This window comes from Sphingobium sp. UBA5915 (genome assembly GCF_002431195.1).
Taxonomy (GTDB): Bacteria; Pseudomonadota; Alphaproteobacteria; order Sphingomonadales; family Sphingomonadaceae; genus Sphingobium; species Sphingobium soli.
In genome coordinates this window covers 17,177-38,650 of sequence record NZ_DJDV01000049.1, presented here as the reverse complement: position 1 = coordinate 38,650, position 21,474 = coordinate 17,177, and the positions used below count along the sequence as shown (strand labels likewise).

Sequence of the window (21,474 nt, the reverse complement as noted above, 5' to 3'; positions counted from 1 at the left end):
AGAAATGGCTAAAATCCTAGCCTTCAGACGGTATCAAGTCCGCCGCGAGCTGCCGCGATCCATTGGCACCCGCCTGTCCTGACGGTACATTGACGGTATCAGCCAGCCCAGCGCGGAGCAGATACCGTCATGCTCACCGATGCCGCGATCCGCAGGATCAAGCCAGAAGCCAAGCCGTACAAGGTTGCCGACATGCACGGGCTCTACCTGCTCGTACAGCCTGGTGGTGCACGGTACTGGCGAATGGACTACCGTCATGAGGGCAAGCGCGGAACGATGGCGCTCGGCGTCTATCCGCAAGTTTCATTGAAAGAGGCTCGCGAGAAGCGTGCAAGCGCGCGTCGTCTGCTCGACACGGGGATCAATCCCTCAAGCTACAAGAAGCTGACGCGAGGAGTGGCAAGCATCTCGGCCGCCGTCACCTTCAAGGCTGTCGCCGAAGAGTGGCTGCAGAAGATTGAGGCCGAAGGTCGAGCCCCCAAAACGATGCAGAAGCTGCGTTGGCTTCTGGACTTCGCCTACCCGCTTATAGGCAATCGTCCTGTCTCCGAGGTTTCGGCGCCCGAACTGCTCACGGTCCTTCGGACAGTCGAGGTCAGGGGGCGTCACGAATCGGCGCGCAGACTGCGCAGCACCTGCGGCAGCGTACTTCGGTACGCGATCGCCACGGGCCGTGCACAGCGGGATGTGTCGGTCGATCTGCACGGCGCGCTCATCACCCCCAAGGTCCAGCACCGGGCGGCGATCGTGGAGCCTCGCAAGCTCGGCGCTTTGTTGCGCGCAATCGAGACCTACGAAGGGCAGCCTCACATAGGGATCGCGCTGCGTCTGGCGCCGCATGTCTTCGTGAGGCCAGGCGAGCTTCGTCAAGCCGAATGGGCAGAGTTCAACATAGAGGCCAAGGTCTGGACCATCCCCGCTTCAAAGATGAAGATGGGGCGGACGCACAAGGTGCCGCTTTCCCGGCAAGTCTTGGCCCTGCTGGCCGATCTACGCGAACTCCGCGCAGGCTCGCGGTACCTTTTTCCCAGTATCCGCTCCGACGACAGACCCATCTCCGACAACACGATCAACGCCGCGCTGCGGCGTCTTGGATATGGCAAAGAGGAAGTGACGGGTCATGGCTTCCGGGCAACCGCCAGCAGCTTGCTGAACGAGTCGCGCAAGTGGCATCCAGATGCAATCGAGCGGCAGCTCGCGCACATGGAAAGCGACGATGTCCGAAGGCCCTACCTCCGAGGCGAACACTGGGCGGAGCGGGTGCGCATGATGCAATTCTGGTCAGATTACCTGGATCGTGTGCGCGACAACGGCAATCGTGCGAGCGCACCAAAGGAGACAGCAGCCAAAGGGGTCCGAGAGGACCAAACCCGTACCCGCGCGACAAGCCCGATTCTCGCGGCTGGTTTGTTGGACGAAGGGGATCGCCCGAAATCAGTCAGGAAGACGCGGTAAGCTGCTCTGGAGCCCGCTGGCGGCCAGCCTCACCGCGAGTTCCACAGACCGCCTTGGAATGGCTTGCCCGTCCGCGCCGAGCGTTTCTCATCTTCCGCAAGCCGCGTTCGCGGCCCGAAGGCGACCTCCGCCCTCTACTTCTCGCCGGTCCGCGTAGGGAACACCGGGCCACGCACTGTCATCTTTGCGGCATCATAGGGCTTCTGAAGCGCTACGACCTCGTCATACGAGCCCCTCAGCCAGGTCTCCACGTCCTCAGGCACAAGGATGGTGATCATCGCCTTCGGGTGGATGGGTGCGACGAGTTCGTTCGGGTCGCAAGTCACCATCGTAAAGCCCGCGCCATCCTTGTTGCGCTGCCAGAACCCCGCAACAGGGAACACGCGCTGGTTGGTGCTGAACCACACATCGCCCTTCAGCGGCGGCTTGCCGTCGCCAAGATCGTGCTTTTCCGCCGTGAACTCGCAGAACTCGGTCAAGGGCACAATACAACGGTTCTCAGGCATCTCGGCCAGCCTGCGCCATTGAGGCAGCCCAAGCTGCCGCACGTTCGTCATCGGCCATTTCGCTTCGCCGCCAAGCACATCCCAGGTCATAACTCCCAGGTGCGCTCGCCGTCCTGCTCTCGCACCACGTAGCTGCGGCTCTTAGGGCGAAGCTCACTGGATCGAAGCAGTTGTCGCGCGGACGCTCGCTGAGCAGCTGCGCCATAGATCCCAAGAGGGTCTCGGGCTCACCTCGCATGCGGGCTCGATTACACATGCGGCATTTGTAGACCGTTAAGCGGTCGCGATCCAAGCTCCCAAAGTGCGGAGAAAGCCCCCTCCCCTTGGTCAGCCGCAGGTCTGCCAGACTACCGACGCAAGCGCCGGATGAGGCGCGTCATGATGATCGTCGCTGCGCTTGTTGCCGCTGGCGCCGTGGGCGGCGCAGCTGGCCTTGCCTCTCATTTTCTTGAACGTGACGCAGCTGCTAGCCATGTGGCACTTGCTTATGCTGACCCGATCTACGGGTGCTCCGCGACAGACGGCGATACGATCCGCTGCGGCGATGAGCGTGTCAGGCTCCTGTGGATCGACGCTCCCGAGCTGCCCGGCCATTGCAGCGTCGGTCGAGATTGTGCACCTGGCGACCCGCACGCTTCCACGAACAACCTGAAGGCCGCCATGAGCGGGTCCCTGACCATCAAGCGGATCGGCGAGGACCATTATGGCCGAACGCTGGCGCTGGTAGCAGGCAGCAAAGGAGACCTATCCTGCTGGCAGCTCAGCCACGATCGGGCGATCTACAAAGCCGACTGGGACGATGGCCTGAACGTCGCCCGGACTTGCCCGAGCGACATTCTCTGAGGCTTGCACTTAAACAGTGCTTCTTCGCGCGAGAGTTATGCCGGTACGGCTGCTGTCGAATGTGAGCAGATAAGCCGCTTCAGTCCCCAAGACCCACTTCCGCACGCTCGTGCGTACTTTCAAATTCCCATCTTCAGCCGTCCATCCAGATGGTGAAGGCGCAGATCGGAACGGCTTGGTTTGGGACTTGGACGAACCCGCTCCGCGGGAGGGGCGCTTGGGGTAGGGTCGCGCAGTAATTGCGGGGCGTTGGGCGAGGCGGAGTCGCCATGAGAGTGTGAGGTTCCTTCAATGCAAAGGAACTCACCATGGACACCACGATTACCGCCGCCCCAATCGGTTCGCTGCGCCAGCGGATGCTGCAGGATATGAAGCTTCGAGGCCTTGGAGCGCATACCCAGCAGGACTACATTCGGCACGTCCGATCCTTCGCCGCGTTTTTGGGGCGCCCTCCCGATACAGCCAGCGCAGAAGACCTCCGGCGATTTCAACTCGATCAACATCGGCGCGCCGTTGGGCCGGCGACCATCAACGCCGCAGTATCGGCTCTGCGCTTCCTCTTCACCATGACGCTCAAGCGGCCGGAGATTGTGCTGGGCCTTTCCGTCATACGTTGTGAACCAAAGCTTCGAGATGTCCTGAGCGTCGAAGAGGCTGCGCGGCTGATCGAGGCAGCTCCAGGCATCAAGTACAAGGCCGCTTTCAGCGTGGCTTACGGCGCGGGACTGCGCGTGTCCGAGGTCACCCACCTCAAGGTCGGAGACATCGACAGCGAGCGCATGATCATCCGTGTCGAGCAGGGCAAGGGACGCAAGGACCGTAACGCGATGCTCTCACCGCATCTGCTGGATCTACTCCGTCAATGGTGGCGCGAAGGCAAACGCCGCGGAGTGATGTTACCCCATGGCTGGCTGTTCCCGGGTCGCAATTGCACGGATCCGATCTCGGCGCGCCAGTTGAACCGCGCCGTGCATGAGGCGGCCGAGTTCGCCGGGATCCACAAGCGAGTGAGCCCGCACACATTGCGCCACTCGTTTGCCACTCACCTGCTCGAGCAGGGTGTCGATATCCGCGTCATCCAGGTGCTGCTGGGCCACACCAACATCGACACCACCGCCATTTACACGAAGGTTTCGAGCAAGACTATGCGGGCGGTGGCCAGCCCGCTCGACCAGATCGTAGCCTTGATGGAGGGCAAGGCACCTCCCGGTTGAGCCCGTGCGCACCTTGCTCGAGGTCGCCGATATCTTCCGTAGCGCCGGGCCTGCGTATCGCGCAGCCCATGCCGGGCATCTCAGTCTCGGCCAACTCAAGGTCATGACGGCCATCGAGAACTGTCGCACCGCCGCGTTGGGCGGTCACGTCGAGGCCTGCGACGACTGCGGGCACTGGCGGGTCGCCTACAACTCCTGCAGCAACCGGCACTGCCCTAAGTGTCAGGCGCCGCGGCGCGCACCTGGCTGGCGGCGCGCGAGGCCGACCTACTCCCCGTCGGCTACTTCCACGTCGTGTTCACCGTGCCCGCCGAGATCGCCGCCATCGGGTGGCAGAACTGATCCACGTCCTGCCGCGCGGCTTCCACCGCATCCGGCATTATGGACTGCTCGCCAGTTCAATGCACAAGGACGCCATGGCGCTGGCCCGCAGGCTGCTGGGCGTTGCCACGCCGGTCGAGGCCCCCGAGCCCGACGAGCCGCCTGATCACCGCCCGCCATGTCCGTGCTGCGGCGGGCACATGACCATCATCGAGACCTTCACTCGCTGGCGTCTGCCCCGCGCGCCGCCGACATCGACCCCGCCCACCCGTGAGAACACGCCATGATCGGGCATGGCTTACCCTGCAGCATGGCCAAGATCATCGCATCTCGGCCAATGAGAAAATGTGCGCTCACGTCTCGGGTGCGATCAAAACCGCGCCCACTGGGTGCCGGATCAGGGATGCGACACTGCTCAATCGACCCCGGAGTACCTGTTATCCTGCTGGTTATGGACACGCTGACACGTCTGCCTCAGCCCCCACGATCCACACCACAGCCCTTTTACCCATAGACCAGTGGATGGGGCCCGCGGGTTCCTCCATGTCAGGATTCCGTACGCAAGCGCCCGAAATCCTTGGACTTATCTGCCATTCCCGAACTCCGCGTTAAACGTCCGGTCTTGCCGCTAGCCGACATTCAGCGTTTGCTGCACCGCCCTTGCACAGCGGCTGCAACTGGGCCTTTAGCGGACTGACGGCTTTGCGGTACGCAGCGCGACGAGCGCACGCGTTGGTTGGATGTGGTATGGCTGGTCCAAGCGTCACGGACCGCGCGCGATCCCGTAGACAGCCGCACGGCGGTCGAACGCCTCGCGCGAGCCTTCGAGGATGTTGCACGCCGCCTCGCATGTAGGCGGATGATCGATCGACCCGCGCGTGACGACCTGCGCCTTCTCCGATGTCGCCTTGAGCGCGACGATCAGTTCGGCATCGCCCAGAACCGCGATGTTCGCGTTGTGCGTGACGACGATCACCTGCCGGCGCTCCTTGGCCGCGCGGATCACCGGCACCAGTGTCTTGTAGATGAACTCGCTGTCGAGATTGTCCTCGGGTTGATCGACGATGAGCGGTGCCCGGCTCTCGCTCGTCAGCATCAGCGCGAGCAGGACCGACTGCTGCTGGCCGAGGGAAAGCTTCTTGAAGTCGCGGGGCACGAATTTGGACAGCCCGCCGATCCCCGGCATCTTCTTCGTCACGCTGAGCTTAGGCCGGTCATGGACCGCGACCGTCTCGAGCTGGCTCAGGAGATCGGTCTCGGCGATCCGCTCGAGAAGCAGTTCGGCCTCATTCTGGGGGAAGACCGCCGCATTCGTCTCCGCGTTTCGAAGCGCCGTGATCGGCTTCGTGTCACGCTTGCGAAGGCATTCGAGCAGCAGGGGCAATGTGAGGTCGTTGATCAGCGCGCGCGCCTTCAGATGCTGAAGCGTCCGCCATCCCATCGCCTCGACGATCAAGCGTTCGGCATCCGGCGCAAGCGCGCTTTCATCGAACTTCAACGTCACGAACAGATCCGACAGTGTTCCCTTGAGCGCCGCCGATGCCCGGGCGGCAAACGCCACGCGGTGCTTCGCCACCACCTGCCGCGCCGCCCAGCGCCGCTTCAGCAAGTCGGCGTGCAGCTTTTTGAGGCGCTCGATTTCGGGAACCCAGGTTTTCAGCTTCCTGACATTCTCGCGCGCCGTCGCCTCATCTGATACCAGCTTCTGGATGAATGGCATGTCGAGGCGGATGCCGTGCTTCAGAAGCTCCTGCTTCTTCTGCTCGATCTGGGCCGTGGTCGCACTTTCCTTGGTGCGCCACGCGATAATCTGCGCCTTCACGGTGGCGACATAGTCCGCCGTGACCTTCCTGAGCGCATCGGTCGATCCCGTAACCGCCGTCTCGTACGCTCCGGTGTCCGTCGTGATCTTCGTCGCCTCGGGCGCGCCCAGCTCGATCTCATGACCGCTGACCGAAGCACGGATCTCCGCCGTGATCGTCGTGATTGCCTCGCTCGTCACAGCGCCGCCAAGCTTTGCCAACGACGCCTCGATCTCGGCGCGGGCACGCTTCTCACCGACCAACTGTTGCTGGAGCTTGATGACGTCCTCGCCCTTGCCCTCGCGCAGGCGCTGAAGCTGATCGGTCTTGAGCTTCAGCTCCTTTTCGCGCTCCGGAATGCGGGCGACGTTGCCGGCCGCCTTCGTGATCTGCGGCGCAAGCTCGACCAGATCCTCGCGGATGGCGTCCTCGGCATCGATCTCCTTTTCGACCTGGATCAGTTTGTCGAGGAAGGTGAGGAGCGCGAGTGGATCGTCCTGGACCCGCTTGCTGATCTCGTTCGTCGCACCCTGACGGTAGCTCTCAATCGGAAAGGCGGTCGACCCGCTGGCCGGCTCGTCAAGATTCTCGACATCACCGAACTTGCTGCGCCCGAGATTATGCTGCTGGCCCGTCTCGTCAACATAGCAAAGCGAGACGATGTCGGGCCAGACGTCGCTGTCGATAACCGTCACGTCCTCACTCGGAGGTCCACCAAGCAGGCACACGCTTTCGAACGCCGTCGACTTGCCGCTGCCACGGCCGCCGATGATGCAGGTGAGGTTCGGGCTGAACGTGATCGCCTCGCCATCAAGGAACGCGCCCTGGAAATGCACGCCCTGCACCACAGGCACGATCGCCGGCAGTCCTTCCTCTATCCGCACACGCGTATCGGCCGTCTCAAGCGCCATCCGCAGGCCCTCGAAGCTCGGCGTCTCCATCTTGAAGCGGGTGATGCGCTGGTCGCGATTGGCGTTCCGGCCGACCGCGTTCAGCGAATGCGCATCACTGTTGAGGATGCGCGCCAGATATTGCTCCGAGCCCAGCTTGAGCCGCTTGATGCGCTCGGCCGCGACCTTCTTGCGGTCGGGATCAGTGTCACGTCCATCATAGAGGATCGGGCAGTCCGCCTTGGTCACCTCGATGCCCTGGAGAGAGGGATGGCACAGGATATCGATTTTCGCCGGCGTGAAGCGCGGCATGTTCGATTCGAACGCGCCATCCAGCTCGACATGGGCAAGAACCCCGAAGCCTCCTTCGGCTGCGAGCAGTTCTAGGCATTGGAGCGCGCCGGTCTGACACCGGCAATTGTTCGTCCGCCGATCCGCGATTTGGAGCCTGTTGAAGAAGCGCTCGAGCGCATCGGCGGTGGGGGCGTAACATAGGAGATGGCCCTCGGGCGTCGAGAGTTCGACGCCCGGCACCACGAAGACCCCGATAGCTCGACCGGCCTCGATCGCCGCCGGCACGTTCATGATCTCGTTGTGATCGGTGAGCGCGATGATCGAAAGGCCTTCGGAATGTGCCGTCGCAACAATCGCCTGCGGCGTTGCCGCGGCGTCTTTTACGTCGTGCGACGCCCCGAAACTGTGGATGTGCAAATCGCCGCGGAAGAACTTGGCCCCACTGCTCACTGCCGCAAGTGCTTCGGCAACCACGCATTCCCCTATCGACTTTGCCGCCCCTGAGATCAGGATATAGGGATTGGATCAGGCGAAGTCATTATCGCAGCATCGCCATGCAATCATTCCTGTACCCGTCGCGTCTCCCAACTCTTCTTCGCACCGAATTGGTGCTAATGTTCGTCATCGGATTCGCGCGTGGCGGCGCTCTCGCGTTGGTCTGTTGATTGCCACTGAGATGTGACCCGGGGGCGCTATAAGTTTCCACTGAGAATTGACCCATGTTTCCCTCCCCTCCGGCTGTCAGTCGGAGGGTCTCGGAGTGATCAACATGGACTTACTCAGTGTGATCCGCCGATGGCATTTCCGGCAGGAGATTTCCATTCGGGAGATCAAGCGACGGACCGGCCTATCGCGCAACACCATTCGCAAATACCTGCGTTCCGATGCGGTGGAGCCCAGTTTCAAGGTTCCGGTGCGCCCCAGCAAACTCGATCCCTTCGCGGACAAGCTGTCGGCTTGGCTGCGGGTGGAATCCAAGAAATCCCGCAAGCAGAAGCGGACCGCCAAGCAACTCTACGTGGATCTGGTGGAGCTGGGTTACGATGGCTCCTATAACCGGGTGGCCGCCTTTGCCCGCCGATGGCGGACCGAGCTTCAGTATGAACAGCAGACTAGCGGACGCGGGACGTTCGTTCCTTTGGCTTTCCAGCCTGGCGAGGCCTTCCAGTTCGACTGGAGCGAGGATTATGCCGTGCTGGACGGCAAAGTGACGAAACTGCAGGTCGCTCATACCAAACTCGCGCATAGTCGCGCCTTCATCGTGCGAGCCTATCTGCTTCAAACCCATGAGATGCTGTTCGACGCGCTGACGCAGGCATTCCGGGTGCTGGGTGGTGTGCCGCAGCGCGGCATCTTCGACAACATGAAGACCGCTGTCGACAAGATCGGGACGGGGAAGGCGCGGCAGGTCAATGCCAGGTTCGCTGCAATGGCCAGCCATTATCTTTTCGAGACGGATTTCTGCAATCCGGCTTCTGGCTGGGAGAAGGGTCAGGTCGAGAAGAATGTCCAGGATGCCCGGCGCCGGTTGTGGCAACCGATGCCCAGCTTCCCTGATCTGGCTGAACTGAACGCCTGGCTGGAAGCTCAATGCATCGCCCAATGGAGCGAGATCCAGCATGGCGCCATGCCCGGCACTGTGGCCGATGTGCATGCCGAGGAAGTGCCCTGCCTGATGCCGCTGGGCCGGCCCTTCGATGGCTTTGTCGAGCAGATCAAGCGCGTATCGCCAACTTGCCTTATCGCCTTCGACCGCAACCGCTATTCGGTGCCTGCTTCGTTCGCGAACCGTCCGGTCAGCCTGAGGATTTACCCGGATCGTCTTGTCATAGCGGCCGAAGGCCAGATCGTATGCGAACATGCCCGGCTTATCGATCGTTCTCATAACAAGCCGGGACGCACAATCTATGACTGGCGGCATTATCTGGCGGTGATCCAGCGCAAGCCCGGCGCCCTGCGCAATGGTGCACCCTTTCTCGAGATGCCTGAGGCCTTTCGGGAGTTACAGGGCCATCTGCTCAAGCGCCCAGGCGGCGACCGAGAGATGGTCGAGATCCTGTCCCTGGTTCTTCATCACGACGAGCAGGCTGTCCTGAGGGCGGTTGAGTTAGCCCTGGAAGCTGGTGTCGCCACCAAGACCCACGTTCTCAACGTGTTGCACCGACTGATCGATGGCAAGGCGCCTCCAGCAGCGCCGATCGATGCGCCTCAGGCACTGCGTCTGACGCAGGAGCCCGAGGCCAATGTCGTTCGCTATGACAGGCTGAGGGAGATCCGCCATGCGTCATGACCCTGCCAGCGCTGCGGTCATCGTCATGTTGCGCAGCCTCAAGATGTTCGGCATGGCTCAGGCCGCCGACGAACTGATCCAGCAGGGCGCGCCTGCCTTCGATGCTGCCTTGCCGATGTTGGCTGGGCTCCTGAAAGCAGAAATGGCCGAGCGGGAGGTCAGGTCCATCGCCTATCAGATCAAGGCGGCCCGCTTCCCGGCCTACAAGGATCTGGCTGGCTTTGATTTTGCCGCCAGCGAGATCAATGAAGCCCTAGTGCGTCAACTTCACCAGGGCGACTTCATGGAAAACGCCGACAACGTCGTGCTGATCGGCGGGCCCGGAACCGGCAAAAGCCATATCGCAACGGCGCTGGGCGTCCAGGCTGTCGAACATCACCGCAAGAAGGCCCGCTTCTTCTCCACGGTCGATCTCGTCAATGCGCTTGAGCAGGAAAAGACCTTGAACCGGTCCGGCCAACTGGCAGAACGCCTGCTACGCCTCGACCTGCTCATCCTCGATGAGCTGGGCTACCTGCCCTTCAGCCCATCAGGCGGCGCCATGCTCTTCCATCTGCTCAGCAAGCTGTACGAGCGCACCAGCGTCGTCATCACCACCAACCTGAGCTTCAGCGAATGGTCCGGCGTGTTCGGCGATGCCAAGATGACAACCGCGCTGCTCGATCGGCTTACCCACCACTGCCACATCCTGGAGACCGGAAACGATAGCTTCCGCTTCCGCGCCAGCACCGCTGCACCCAAAACCAGAAAGGAGAAGCCAGCATCTTGAACCTGCCGGTCATCGGCAGCACATAACCCGTACCCACCAGGGTCACTTCTCAATGGAAACCCCGGGTCACATCTCAGTAGCAATCAACAGCTCATGCTCTGGCAGCGACGCGGCAAACGGATGTTCGCCGAACATCGCGCGGACGCCGATCAGGTTCGTTGAGCGGCTTGTTCCCGGCGCCATGTGCCGAAGGCTGACGTCACGACTTCATCTGACGACGCGGCCGGCCATGGCCCGTGACTTGCCCGACATGGTCCATGAGCCTGTAGAGCAGCGACCGCACTTCCTCCGGCGTAAACCCGCCATCGCTAGGCCGAGTGTCGCCGTTCAGATAGCTGCGGTTCCATTTCCAGTAGGGAGCAAGCACGCGCGTCAAACGCTCCGTCTCTTCGCACTCGTAGCCAAATCCGGTGGCATTGGCATAGGCCAGCGATCGGTCAACGTGGAGACCGATGTGCCTCGCGCACCAGGCATCGGGGAAACCGACGTCCAACAGGTGGCATGACAGAGCCAGTTGGACGACGATGCCGGTGCAGTAGAGAAAGTCGGTCCACTCGCCCGGCGCGCCGGGTTCAAGCGAACGCTGGAATTCTTTCGCGCGCTGATAGCGGGCGCGACTGAGGTCTCGGCCTTCACGGGTTCGCAAGAGATGGAAGGGTTCGCCGCCGTAGATCCGCCATAGCGCGGCGAGTTCGCCGTTATGGGCTCGATGTAAAGGCCTGACAGGCAGGTCACCTTGTGACGAGACAGGGGTAAGGTAGTCCATTGGCACCTCCGGTCCGCATCGATGCGGTTACGCGGAAGATGACGAGACAGATGCGGAAAACAGTCCCGAACTCCCGCACGCTAGGCGCGGGAGCCGCCGGAGCTGGTAACATGCAGATCACATGCGCCGCCGCCTTTGGCCCGAAGGCTTGGACATACGCGTCGGCACCCCGGAAACCGAAGTGTCCGAGCTTGCTTGATCTGCGGGATTACCAGTCCCGGCGCCGCCTTTTGCGCAGCGCCTCAACAGGATAGCAGAGGGGAGTCCACCCGCCAAGGGCAGCGCGACTGGCGGCTCAGAGGGCTGCTTGCCGCATCAGCATCGTTCAAGGATGTGTCTTGGTCCAGCCGTCCGCCATATCGGACGGCTGGACCACCATCACCACGGCCAAAGACGCTGCCACCATGGGTCGGGCTCGCGCAACGTGCGCAAGAATATCTTAAGCGCCGCTGCGAATTCGGCCTGCACCTCTTCGGCGCTGATCCCGTGCCGCTCGGCAAGCTCGGGATAGCTGGTTTCCTCCAAGCGCATGGCCGAGAAGATTGCGCGCTGCCGTTCGGTCATCCGGCGCAAGGCACGATGGCCCCGCCGCCGAAAGACACGGAGCGGGAGCTGGTCGGTCATGGCCGCACCTCCCCGCCCGAAAGGACAAAGTCGGCCGCCTTGCTGGCTGCGCTCGCGGCCCGGAAAATCGCCTTCTCGTCGGCGCGCATGACGGCAAGCCACGCGCCAATGTAATCCGAATGCCGGACCGTCGGCTGGATGCCGAGCGAAGCGCACGCGAACGCCGCTGCCATTTCCGCGACAAGCTCTTCTTTTGCGTACGCAGCCGATCCGAAAGCGCCGGACTGATCGCGGTTCAAGCGGCTGACATGGCCGCTGTGATGCCCGAGCTCATGAAGTGCCGTCCGGTACCAGTTGATGGGATCATGAAAGGCAGCCTGCGGCGGCACCTGCACATAGTCCTGTGCTGGCGAATAGAACGCCTCGCCCCCGCCAATCCGGAAATCCGCGCCGGTCGCGGCAATCACCCTGTCAGCCTCGGCAATCGCCATAACCGGATCGGGCAGTGGCGGAATGCTGGTCAGCTCCTCCGAAAGCCCCTCGCACTGGTCGACGTTGAACACGGTGAAGCGCTTGAGAAAGGCAATAGTCCGTGCCTCGCGATCCTCGCCGCGTGCTTTCTCGGCTTCGTCCTTCGGCGTGAAACGGTCGGCATAGCAGATGACCGTTCCCTTCTCCCCGCGCCGGACATGGCCTCCTGCCTGCTCAGCCTGCCGATAAGTCAGCCAGCGCTGCGATGCGTAACCCTGTTCGATCCCGGAGGCCCAAAGGATCAGAATATTGATGCCGGAATAGACCCGGCCCGATACCCCATTGTGCGGCATCGTGCAGGGACACCGCGTGGCATCCCACGGCTGTACCCACGGCAACCTGCCTTCCTCCAGTTCCGCGATGATCTTGGCGGTCACCTCGCCATAAAGGCTCTGACGCTCCGACGTGCTCATGGTCCTTCACTCCTTTCCTCAACCGCCATTGACCGGCGCCAGGGTGGCGGGGGGCGGCAGGAGCGGACCAAGAGCCCCGCCGGCCAAAGGCGGGGCGCACCCGAAGGGCTGAAACGGAGTGGAAGACCCGGCAGCGCAGCGGACGGGTTGCGCGCCGCCGAGGCGGGGCTACGGGGCAGCGACGCCCCCCGCCACCTTGGAGCCGAAGGCCAACGCCGCCGCGCCAAACGCGCGGCGACCGCCAAAGGGATGCGAACAGCATCCCAATCGGACCGCTCAAAGCGGGCCGGAACGCGTCACGTGATCGTCACGGCCATGCCGACGAGACGCCGCAGGCGGCTCGGCCGGAGCGCCAGCGCAGGTAGAGCGCGATCAGGCCGAGACGGCCTGAGACGCCCGTTCGAACTCGCGTAAAAATTTATTTTTCGCAGGCTGGGATAGATTGGCACGTCTGCGGACAGATACGGAAAGAATCGGCGGTTTGGCACTGTTTTCAGCACTCTTGACGCCTGCCGATAGCATCTCAAATCTCATTCCAGGGGAGCAAGACGACCGACCATAACACAGGAAATTGCAAGATGACTGACCAGCCTCCCGACCGCATTCTTCGCCTCAACGCCGTGCTCGACCGCACTGGCCTGTCGCGGGCCACGCTCTACCGGAAGATTCAGGACGGCACCTTTCCCAAGCAGGTACGCATCGCCACGCGCTGCGCCGGATGGCGGGAGTCGGCTATCAAGGAATGGATGTACAATCCCATGTATTACAGGGTCGGCGACGAAGCCTCTGATCGCCCGATCCAGAGAGCGGGTGAGGCGAATAGATCGGCCTAGGGACGAGGACGAGCGACGGCAATCATCGCCGAAACGGCGTGCCAGCCGCTGGATGACGGCGACCTCAGTTCAGTTTAGGAAAGTGCATATTCGCGGGCTTATGACGCACAAATCTGGATATTTGCAAACTTTCACTGGTATTTGGTTTAAAAAAATGCCAGTGTATGCGTCATGAAGGCGGAAAGAGCATCACTTCTAAACCGGCTAGTCCGGGAGCTGCCGGAAGATTTCGTGGTGGACACGAAATGGCTGAAGGCTGCCGGATTGTCCGCGTCGTCGATACGCGACTATGCCGCGCGCGGCTGGCTCGAACATGTCGCGCCTCGCCTCTATCGCCGGCCCGGGCAGGCGGAGCCCGGGGCGATACGCTGGGAACATGCAGTTCTTTCGCTCCAGGTGCTGCTCGATGAGCCGGTCCATGTCGGAGGCATGACCGCTCTCGAACTGGCAGGATACTGGCAATACGCGCCCATGGGCCGCCGGACGATATGGCTCTACAGCGATGCAAACGCCGTAAGGTCCTATCTGGCACGGCTCGACCTTGACGCGGATATGGCCGTCAGGTCGCGAAAGCTGTTCGACCAGACAGAGATAGGCCTTGAGACGCGGGCGTTTGATCTCGTCACGTCTACCTTGTCGCCCGTGGATGTGAGCGGCTCACCAACCGTGAAGCACAAGCAGCACCTGCGCGTATCGAGCCTCGAACGCGCCATCCTTGAAGTTCTCGACGAGGTCCCGGACGACATAAGCTTTGCGCATGGCGCGGAGCTGTTTGACGGCCTCACCACGCTGAGACCCAAACTCGCAAGGTCGCTTCTCACGTCGTGTCGAAGCGTGAAGGCCAAGCGCCTCTTTCTCTATCTGGCTAAACAGCACAATTACGCATGGGCGCGCGACATGCGTCCGACCGACTACGATCTCGGCAAGGGCAAGCGTCAGATCGTTCCCGGCGGCGAGTTCGATCCGACCTTTCAGATCACCGTTCCCAGACGAGATACTGCCGCGCGCCGAGGAAGCGCCTCGCATGTCGGCTGAACGCTACGCTGCGCAGGTTGCGCTTCTTGTCCGCTGTCTTCCTGAAATCGCCGTCGAGGAAGCCTTCGCGCTCAAGGGCGGCACGGCAATCAACCTCTTCATTCATGACCTGCCGCGTTTCTCAGTGGACATCGATCTGGTCTATCTGCCGGTAGCGGAGCGCACCGCGTCACTCGACGCGATCCAAACGGGCTTCGCCCGCATCGCCGATCGCCTCCGGCGGCGCATCGGCGCCGGGGTGCAGGAGAACCAGTCCGCCGAAGGCACGCGGATGGTGGTGCGGGCGGGCGCAGCGCAGATCAAGGTCGAACTCAGCCCGGTGCTTCGCGGCACCGTATTCGAGCCGGAAGTCAGGGCAGTCAGCCCGGCAGTCGAAGAGAGGTTTGGTTACGCGGAAATGCAGGTGGTCTCGCTGCCCGACCTCTACGGCGGCAAGATCACCGCCGCACTCGACCGCCAGCATCCCCGCGACCTGTTCGATGTCCGGTATCTCTACGACAACGGCGGCATAACCCAGGACATTTTCACGACCTTCCTGGTCTATCTCATCAGCCACCCCCGTCCGGCCTATGAACTGCTTCAGCCCGGCCTGAAGGACCTGACGAACGAATATCAGGGCGACTTCGAGGAGATGACGGTGGACGCCGTGCCTCTCGAATCTCTTCTGGAAACGCGGGAAACGCTCATCGACGAGATTGCCCGGCGGGCCAGACTACCGGCAAGCCGATCCTTCCTCCAATCGTTCTTTGCCTGCGAGCCGGATTGGTCCTTGCTCGATCTGGCGGCGGACATCAGCGCGCTACCAGCGGTGCAATGGAAGCTGCGCAACCTGGAAAGGCTCCGCGCAGAGCAACCCGCCAAGTTCGAAAGGGAGCTGGCTCGCCTCGATGAGGCGCTGCGTTAGCGTCACTCTGCAGCGACGGACCCGCGCAGCGTAGCAGGAACGCTGCTGCGCAGTTCGTCGAGATAGTCGCTCCACCACTGGTGCATCGCCACGCGTTCCTGCCAGTAGCGCCCACGATTGTAGATGCCGCGAACCGCGTCCTTGTCCGAATGGGCAAGCGAACGCTCGATGGCATCGGGGCTCCACTTTCCGCTTTCATTGAGCAGCGTCGACGCCGTCGTGCGAAGGCCGTGAGCGGTGATTTCACCGGCTGTATAGCCCATGCGGCGGAATGCCTGGTTCATGGTGTTTTCGCTCAAAGGCCGCTTCCACGTGTGATTGGCCGGGAACACATACCCATTGGGGCCTGTGAGTGCGTGCAGTTCGAACAGCATGGCGAGAACCTGCCGTGACAACGGCACGACATGCGGACGCCGCATTTTCATCCGGTCGGCCGGCACCTTCCAGACCGCGTTTTCGAGGTCGAATTCCGACCAAGTCGCTTTGCGAAGCTCGCCGGGCCGGGCCATCATATGCGGCGCGATCTGCATCGCGATGCGCGTAATGCCGGTACCGACGTAAGCATCGATCGCGCGAAGCAGCTCGCCGACTTCCTCGGGTTCGAGGAGCGCGCCGTGATGTTTTGGCTTGGGCGTGATCAGTGCGCCACGCAGTACTGCGGTCGGATCGGATTCGGCACGGCCGGTTGCGACACCGTAACGGAACACGCGACTGGCGAACGACCGGCAGCGCCGCGCCGTCTCATATTTACCCCGTGCCTCGATCCTCTTGAGCGCTGCGAACACGTCCATTGGCTTGAGTTCGATAAGCGGAAACTTGGCGATCGGCTCCAGTTGCTCAAGTAGCCAGTTGGCCTTGGTAATCGTGGCGAGTGCGCGTTCTTCGGCGACCATCTTGTCGATGTATTCCTTGGCGACATCGCCGAACGTGTTGGCAGCATGGTATGCGGCAACGAGCTTCTTGCGCCTGCGCTCGGCCAGCGGGTCGATGCCTTCGACGACCTTCAGGCGCGCCTCGTCGCGTTTGCGCCGCGCTTCGGCAAGCCCAACTTCGGGATAGCGACCGAGCGCGAGCCGCTTGTCCTTGCCCTGGTGGCGGTACTTGTAGCGCCAGAGCTTCGATCCGGTGGGGTGTACCTCAAGATAGAGGCCGCGATCATCCGCGCGCTTGTAGACTTTATCCTGGGTATCGAGTGCTCGGATCGCGAGGTCCGTAAGGGGCATGACCATTTCTCCTTCCAACGCGGATCTGCCTCAGGGGAGTCGACGCTTTGGAAGGCCGCCACAGGGGTTGGGGCCATTAAGCCGAAATCAGGCTCCAAAAAGGGCAATTTTATGGCCCCATTTGGTGTGGCATGGCCTGAGATCGTCTCGGACGTCGTGAAACAGAACCAAGGAGAAAATGGCAGATTTCTGCCGTTTTTTCAACTTTCTTGGGATGCCCCGAGAGGGGAAAATGGTGCCCAGAAGAGGACTCGAACCTCCACGACCTTGCGATCGCCAGCACCTGAAGCTGGTGCGTCTACCAATTCCGCCATCTGGGCACGGGGTAGGAGGGCGCCTCTACCGGGTGACTTTCAGGCTGTCAACGCGAAGTGGATATTATTTTTTGGGTTCGCGCAAAAGGGCGGCTAAGGCCGCCTTGAGTCGTATTAAACAGGATGAAGCTGCCCATGACTTATGCAGATGCCGCGCCGCCGGCTTATCTTGTACGGCCCGATGGGCTGGGGCTGGCTTATCGGCATGATGAGGGCGAGGGGCCGACAATTGTCTTCCTGCCGGGTTATATGTCCGACATGGAAGGTGGCAAGGCCGTGGCGTTGTCCGGTTGGGCCAGGGCGCAGGGGCGCGCGGTGTTACGCCTCGATTATGCGGGCAATGGCGCGAGCGAAGGGCGATTTGCGGACGGCACGCTCGCCAGCTGGCGCGATGATGTGCTGTTGCTGATCGACCGGATGATCGAAGGATCGGTCGTGTTGGTGGGATCGTCCATGGGCGGTTGGCTGGCCTTGCTGGTCGCTCTGGCGCGCCCTGAACGCGTGGCCGGCATCGTTGGTATCGCCGCGGCGCCCGATTTCACGCAATGGGGCTTTACAGATGCGGATAAGGCGTTGCTGCATACCGAGGGGCGAATTGAGGAGCCGACCCCTTATGGCGATCAGCCCTATGTGACGACGCTGGCTTTCTGGCAATCGGGCCAGGCACTCCTGCTCCTGAAGGATGTCATCGCCATCGATTGCCCCGTGCGGCTGTTGCAGGGACAGTGTGACCCCGTCGTGCCGTGGGACATAGCGGTGCGGACGGCCGAGCGGCTGCGTTCATCCGATGTGCAGACGCTGCTGATTAAGGATGGCGACCATCGCCTTTCGCGCGACAGCGACATCGCCCTGTTGATCCGCACTGTCGCCAGCCTGCTGGACAAATCCTGATGCTCTTTTTTCTTCCGCTGCTGCTTCAGGCCTATGATCCCGAAATCGAGGCGGTGATGAATCGCAGCCGACGAGAAAAACAGCAGGAACAGGCCGCTGCCGCTGCTGCGGCGTCGAACCCGTCGGCGGCCCGCGGTGATGGGAAGATCCCGGTTCCCGAAAAATTCGCTGCGCCGTTCCAGGCCTGTCTGGACGCAGCGCTGGACTCGCCCGAAGCCGGAGTCGCGTTTGCGCAGAAATGGCGGATCGACGGCGGCAGTTTCTACGCGCGCGATTGCATGGGGTTCGCCTATACGCGCGCGGAGCGCTGGGCGCCTGCGATCGTCGCCTTTGAACAGGCGGCCGAGGAAGCGGAACGCCAGGGGGAAGTGGCGCAGAGCGCGCGTCTGTGGGCGCAGGCGGGCAATGCTGCGCTAGCGAGCGGAGATGCCGCCAAGGCGCAGCAGGATTTTGACGCTGCCCTGGCGCGGGGCATGCCCGATGGACTGGAAAAGGGCGAGGTGCATCTGGATCGCGCACGGGCCTTGGTCGCGCTGGGCGATGCGGATGCGGCGCGGGAATCGATAGATTTCGCGCTGGCGCAGGCGTCCCGGGATCCGCTCGCTTGGCTTTTATCGGCGACCCTGGCGCGGCGGCAGGGGGAAATGCGGCTGGCGCAGGCGCACATCGCGCGGGCCGTGCAGTTATCGCCCGACGATGCCTCCGTGGCACTGGAGGAGGGCAATATCGCGATCCTGACCGATCATGAAGATGTCGCCAGGTCGGCGTGGGAGCGGGCCGTCAGAATCGCACCCGAAAGCGTTGCCGGGAAGGCTGCGGCCGATAATCTGTCACGACTACCGGCGGGCGTTGCGACCGCCCGGTAAGAGCCGGGCGAGGCTGTCAGCAAGACTTTGTCACGGAACCGGGGCCAAGCATCGGCCGTTCGCGGTGCGCGGTGGGTCAGACAAAGGAGACAGCGACATGAACAGCAATATGAGGCGCAGCATGGCGATCGGCCTGCTGGTCGCGGGCGCGCTCGCCACCGGTGCCTGCTCGCGTGGCGCCACCGCCGGCGGACTGATCGGGGGCGCGGGCGGCGCAGTGGTTGGCGACGCGACCGGGCTGGGCACGACCGAGGGCGCGGTGATCGGCGGCACGGCCGGTGCGATCATCGGTGACGACCGCAAATAAGGTCTTTAGCGCAAGTAGAAGTCGACGGTGGTGACGACACGGACCTTCTTGTAGGGCGTGTCGCTGCCGCCCTCGCTGCTTTCGCCATCACGCGCATCGATTGAGAAATAGCCCTGGGTGGCGCTCTTGATCCCGCCTACGCCAGCGCCTGAATCCTTGGCGAATTGTTCGGCGGCGGCCCGGGCGTCGCGGGTCGCCGCCGCCACCATTTGCGGCTTGATGTCGTTGAGCTTGGTGAAGCTGTAGCGCATGCCGGACCCCTCCTGCAGCGTCACGCCCCGGCGGACCAGGTCGAATTGCTGGGCTACCGCCTTCTGCGCGCGAGCGATGTCGGTCGTGCGCAACAACATGCGCTGCGTGATGGTGATCGTGTTGACGCCATTGTTGAGCCATTGATTGACGCCCGCGCCAACGGGCGTCAGATCATCTGACTTGAAACCGAGTTGCGTGAAATAGGCCCGCAATTCCCGCGTGTTGTTATCGATTTCGCTGCGGACGGTCGGCAGGTCAAAGCCCGTGGCCGAATAGCTGATAGACCATGTGGCGAGATCGGCAGTCACGTCCTTTTCCGCCAGTCCCCGGACCGTGACCGACCGGTCGGCGGCCTTGGCGCGCCGCAACCCGTCGCCCAGCAAATAGCCCCCGGTGATCGCGCCAAAAGCCAGCAGCGCCGCGCTGCCCAGAAACACCTTGTCCCGCATGTCCATGATGCTGCCCCTTTCGTTCAACCGGTCGCGTTCTTATCTTGAAGCGCAGATTGTCACTCTAAAGATGAACCGTTGCTTTATAGCGACGAACGGAGGCGGAATTGCCCAAATATTTGCATAGCATGATTCGCGTTGCTGACGTCGAAAAGACCAAGGCCTTCTTCGAGTTGATCGGCCTGCGCGAAGTCCGTCGCTTCGACAATGAACAGGGCCGCTTCACGCTGGTGTTCCTCGCTGCGCCGGGGGATGAGGATGCGCAGGTGGAACTGACTTATAATTGGCCGGCGGAGGATGGCAGCCCCGCCGAAGTTTATGAGGGCGGACGCAATTTCGGGCATCTCGCCTATCGCGTCGAAAATATCTACGAAACCTGTCAGCGCCTGATGGATGCGGGCGTGACGATCAACCGCCCCCCGCGCGATGGACATATGGCCTTCGTGCGATCGCCCGACAATATCTCGGTCGAGTTGCTGCAGGACGGCCATTTGCCGCCGGCTGAGCCCTGGGCATCCATGCCCAATACAGGAGTGTGGTAATCATGCTCGAGGTTATGCGCATCCCGGCGCTGTCCGATAATTATATCTGGCTGATGCATGATAGCGCGAGCGGCGATACCGTCGTGATCGATCCGGCAGTGGCCGATCCCGTGCTGGAGGCTGCGCAGGCACGCGGTTGGCGGATCGGCCAGATTTGGAACACGCACTGGCATGGCGACCATACCGGCGGCAATGCCGCGATCAAGGCAGCGACGGGATGCACCGTGACTGGCCCCGCCGCCGAAGCGGAACGGATCGACATGCTCGACAGGCTGGTGGGGGAGGGCGACAATGTTCGCATCGGCGATCATATCGCGCAGGTGATGGCCATGCCGGCGCATACGGCGGGGCATATAACCTATCACCTGTCCGACGATCGGATGGCCTTTGTCGGGGACACGTTATTCGCCATGGGGTGCGGGCGGCTGTTCGAAGGCACGGCGGCGCAGATGTTCGCCAACATGCAGCGGCTGGCAGCCCTGCCGGACGACACGCAAATTTATTGCGCCCATGAATATACGCTAGCAAACGGGCGTTTTGCGCTGGGCGTGGAACCTGACAATGTCGCACTGAAACAGCGGATGGAAGCGGTGGAAGCGGCGCGGGCCCGTGGCGAACCCACTGTGCCGACCAGCATCGGTGCGGAACGGGAAACCAATATTTTCATGCGTGCGCGCGACGCCGATCAGTTGGCCGAACGTCGCGCCGCCAAGGATGCGGCCTGACGGATCACGGACGCCGGTTCCGTCATTGAGAATGGCCAAGAAGGAGAGACGGAGATGCGCGCCTGGATGTTCATGATGATGCCGTTGCTGCTGGCGGGATGCGCCGGCAATTACGAGCCAAAGCCGCTGACGCCAAAGCAGATGGCCGAACTGGACGAGGCATTGGCCGGCAAGGTGGCGGGTGAGCCGCAAAGTTGTATCAGCCGTGTGCCGCAGACCAATTTGCGCGTCATCAGCAATAACGTGCTGTTGTATCGGGCCAGCAGCAAGCTGATCTACAAGAATGAGCTGATCGGCAGTTGCAATGGCCTGACCCGCGGCGACATCATGATCGTCCGCAGTTTCGGATCGCAAATGTGCCGGGGCGATATGACGACAACGGCGAGCCCGATGTCGGGCATCACCTCGGGCGCCTGCGCACTGGGCGATTTCATTCCCTACCGCACGCCGAAGAAATAGCGCGGGGAAGGGTCCG

Annotated in this window: 21 protein-coding genes, 1 tRNA gene and 2 pseudogenes; 16 read left to right on the top strand and 8 right to left on the bottom strand. The window is 62.3% G+C overall.

The features are described 5' to 3' along the window. Positions 1-129: 129 nt before the first annotated feature. A complete protein-coding gene (locus tag B2V90_RS06885; RefSeq protein ID WP_228221310.1) occupies positions 130-1,455 on the top strand; it encodes a tyrosine-type recombinase/integrase in 1,326 nt (441 codons plus the stop codon). A gap of 134 nt (positions 1,456-1,589) precedes the next feature. Here B2V90_RS06885 and B2V90_RS06880 read toward each other — a convergent pair. Next, a pseudogene (locus B2V90_RS06880) lies at positions 1,590-2,217 on the bottom strand (SOS response-associated peptidase family protein). Positions 2,218-2,339: 122 nt separating this feature from the next. Between B2V90_RS06880 and B2V90_RS06875 the strand changes: the two are divergent. The 4 genes and pseudogenes from B2V90_RS06875 (at position 2,340) to B2V90_RS23125 (ending at position 4,626) form a co-directional block, all read left to right on the top strand. Next, positions 2,340-2,804, top strand: a complete 465-nt coding sequence (locus B2V90_RS06875) for a thermonuclease family protein (protein WP_228221309.1) — start codon at positions 2,340-2,342, stop codon at positions 2,802-2,804. Between the two features lie 308 nt (positions 2,805-3,112). Continuing rightward, positions 3,113-4,018, top strand: coding sequence for a tyrosine-type recombinase/integrase (locus B2V90_RS06870; RefSeq protein ID WP_228221308.1), 906 nt, complete (start codon positions 3,113-3,115; stop codon positions 4,016-4,018). 4 nt (positions 4,019-4,022) lie between these two features. Continuing rightward, a pseudogene (locus B2V90_RS23130) lies at positions 4,023-4,357 on the top strand (IS91 family transposase); the annotation flags it as partial. Further along, on the top strand, positions 4,357-4,626 hold the full coding sequence (locus B2V90_RS23125) for a transposase (protein ID WP_414711582.1): 270 nt from the start codon (positions 4,357-4,359) through the stop codon (positions 4,624-4,626). The pseudogene B2V90_RS23130 and the gene B2V90_RS23125, both read left to right, overlap by 1 nt. Positions 4,627-5,102: 476 nt before the next feature. Here the strand turns inward: B2V90_RS23125 and B2V90_RS06860 are convergent, their stop codons facing one another. Next, positions 5,103-7,799, bottom strand: a complete 2,697-nt coding sequence (locus B2V90_RS06860; protein WP_228221307.1) for a TrlF family AAA-like ATPase — start codon at positions 7,797-7,799, stop codon at positions 5,103-5,105. Between the two features lie 295 nt (positions 7,800-8,094). Between B2V90_RS06860 and istA the strand changes: the two genes are divergently transcribed. Together istA and istB are read left to right on the top strand one after the other, a co-directional pair. Next, positions 8,095-9,615, top strand: coding sequence for an IS21 family transposase (gene istA, locus B2V90_RS06855; protein ID WP_228222949.1), 1,521 nt, complete (start codon positions 8,095-8,097; stop codon positions 9,613-9,615). Continuing rightward, positions 9,605-10,384: an IS21-like element helper ATPase IstB gene (istB, locus tag B2V90_RS06850; protein ID WP_228222948.1), complete on the top strand. Its 780-nt coding sequence runs from the start codon at positions 9,605-9,607 to the stop codon at positions 10,382-10,384. The genes istA and istB overlap by 11 nt, the downstream gene beginning before the upstream one ends. 199 nt (positions 10,385-10,583) lie before the next feature. On the opposite strand, the gene B2V90_RS06845 is transcribed toward istB, so the two are convergent. From B2V90_RS06845 to B2V90_RS06835, 3 genes are all read right to left on the bottom strand, one after another. Further along, positions 10,584-11,150 (bottom strand): hypothetical protein, encoded by a 567-nt coding sequence (locus B2V90_RS06845; RefSeq protein ID WP_293920523.1) that lies wholly within the window; start codon positions 11,148-11,150, stop codon positions 10,584-10,586. Positions 11,151-11,528: 378 nt separating this feature from the next. After that, the gene (locus B2V90_RS06840) at positions 11,529-11,774 is read right to left on the bottom strand and encodes a sigma-70 region 4 domain-containing protein (RefSeq protein WP_228222256.1); all 246 of its coding nucleotides are present in this window, start codon (positions 11,772-11,774) and stop codon (positions 11,529-11,531) included. Then, positions 11,771-12,658 carry an ArdC family protein gene (locus B2V90_RS06835; protein WP_228222257.1) on the bottom strand — a complete coding sequence of 296 codons (888 nt, stop codon included), beginning with the start codon at positions 12,656-12,658 and terminating at the stop codon, positions 11,771-11,773. The genes B2V90_RS06840 and B2V90_RS06835 overlap by 4 nt, the downstream gene beginning before the upstream one ends. Positions 12,659-13,236: 578 nt before the next feature. On the opposite strand from B2V90_RS06835, the gene B2V90_RS06830 reads away from it, so the two are divergent. The 3 genes from B2V90_RS06830 (at position 13,237) to B2V90_RS06820 (ending at position 15,430) form a co-directional block, all read left to right on the top strand. Continuing rightward, a complete protein-coding gene (locus tag B2V90_RS06830) occupies positions 13,237-13,491 on the top strand; it encodes a helix-turn-helix transcriptional regulator (protein ID WP_228222258.1) in 255 nt (84 codons plus the stop codon). 171 nt (positions 13,492-13,662) lie between these two features. Continuing rightward, positions 13,663-14,526, top strand: a complete 864-nt coding sequence (locus tag B2V90_RS06825) for a type IV toxin-antitoxin system AbiEi family antitoxin domain-containing protein (RefSeq protein ID WP_228222259.1) — start codon at positions 13,663-13,665, stop codon at positions 14,524-14,526. Then, on the top strand, positions 14,516-15,430 hold the full coding sequence (locus B2V90_RS06820; protein ID WP_228222260.1) for a nucleotidyl transferase AbiEii/AbiGii toxin family protein: 915 nt from the start codon (positions 14,516-14,518) through the stop codon (positions 15,428-15,430). Before B2V90_RS06825 ends, B2V90_RS06820 begins: the two co-directional genes overlap by 11 nt. Positions 15,431-15,432: 2 nt before the next feature. Here the strand turns inward: B2V90_RS06820 and B2V90_RS06815 are convergent, their stop codons facing one another. Both B2V90_RS06815 and B2V90_RS06810 read right to left on the bottom strand, forming a co-directional pair. Further along, positions 15,433-16,653, bottom strand: a complete 1,221-nt coding sequence (locus B2V90_RS06815; protein ID WP_228222343.1) for a tyrosine-type recombinase/integrase — start codon at positions 16,651-16,653, stop codon at positions 15,433-15,435. Positions 16,654-16,886: 233 nt separating this feature from the next. Next, positions 16,887-16,973 (bottom strand) — tRNA-Leu (locus B2V90_RS06810). A gap of 129 nt (positions 16,974-17,102) precedes the next feature. On the opposite strand from B2V90_RS06810, the gene B2V90_RS06805 reads away from it, so the two are divergent. From B2V90_RS06805 to B2V90_RS06795, 3 genes are all read left to right on the top strand, one after another. Beyond that, positions 17,103-17,858, top strand: a complete 756-nt coding sequence (locus B2V90_RS06805; protein ID WP_228222261.1) for an alpha/beta fold hydrolase — start codon at positions 17,103-17,105, stop codon at positions 17,856-17,858. Beyond that, positions 17,858-18,724, top strand: a complete 867-nt coding sequence (locus tag B2V90_RS06800; RefSeq protein ID WP_228222262.1) for a hypothetical protein — start codon at positions 17,858-17,860, stop codon at positions 18,722-18,724. Before B2V90_RS06805 ends, B2V90_RS06800 begins: the two co-directional genes overlap by 1 nt. A gap of 97 nt (positions 18,725-18,821) precedes the next feature. After that, a complete protein-coding gene (locus B2V90_RS06795; protein ID WP_228222264.1) occupies positions 18,822-19,031 on the top strand; it encodes a hypothetical protein in 210 nt (69 codons plus the stop codon). 5 nt (positions 19,032-19,036) lie between these two features. On the opposite strand, the gene B2V90_RS06790 is transcribed toward B2V90_RS06795, so the two are convergent. After that, entirely contained in the window at positions 19,037-19,738 is a 702-nt protein-coding gene (locus tag B2V90_RS06790) for an SIMPL domain-containing protein (protein WP_228222266.1), read from the bottom strand. Positions 19,739-19,839: 101 nt separating this feature from the next. Here B2V90_RS06790 and B2V90_RS06785 point away from each other — a divergent pair, with 101 nt between their 5' ends. Genes B2V90_RS06785 through B2V90_RS06775 form a run of 3 tightly spaced genes read left to right on the top strand, consistent with a single transcriptional unit; the run spans position 19,840 to position 21,458 of the window. Then, positions 19,840-20,274, top strand: coding sequence for a VOC family protein (locus tag B2V90_RS06785; protein ID WP_228222267.1), 435 nt, complete (start codon positions 19,840-19,842; stop codon positions 20,272-20,274). Between the two features lie 2 nt (positions 20,275-20,276). After that, the gene (gloB, locus tag B2V90_RS06780; RefSeq protein WP_037541971.1) at positions 20,277-20,999 is read left to right on the top strand and encodes a hydroxyacylglutathione hydrolase; all 723 of its coding nucleotides are present in this window, start codon (positions 20,277-20,279) and stop codon (positions 20,997-20,999) included. A 54-nt stretch (positions 21,000-21,053) separates the two neighbouring features. Beyond that, positions 21,054-21,458 (top strand): hypothetical protein, encoded by a 405-nt coding sequence (locus tag B2V90_RS06775; protein WP_228222268.1) that lies wholly within the window; start codon positions 21,054-21,056, stop codon positions 21,456-21,458. Positions 21,459-21,474: the final 16 nt, after the last annotated feature.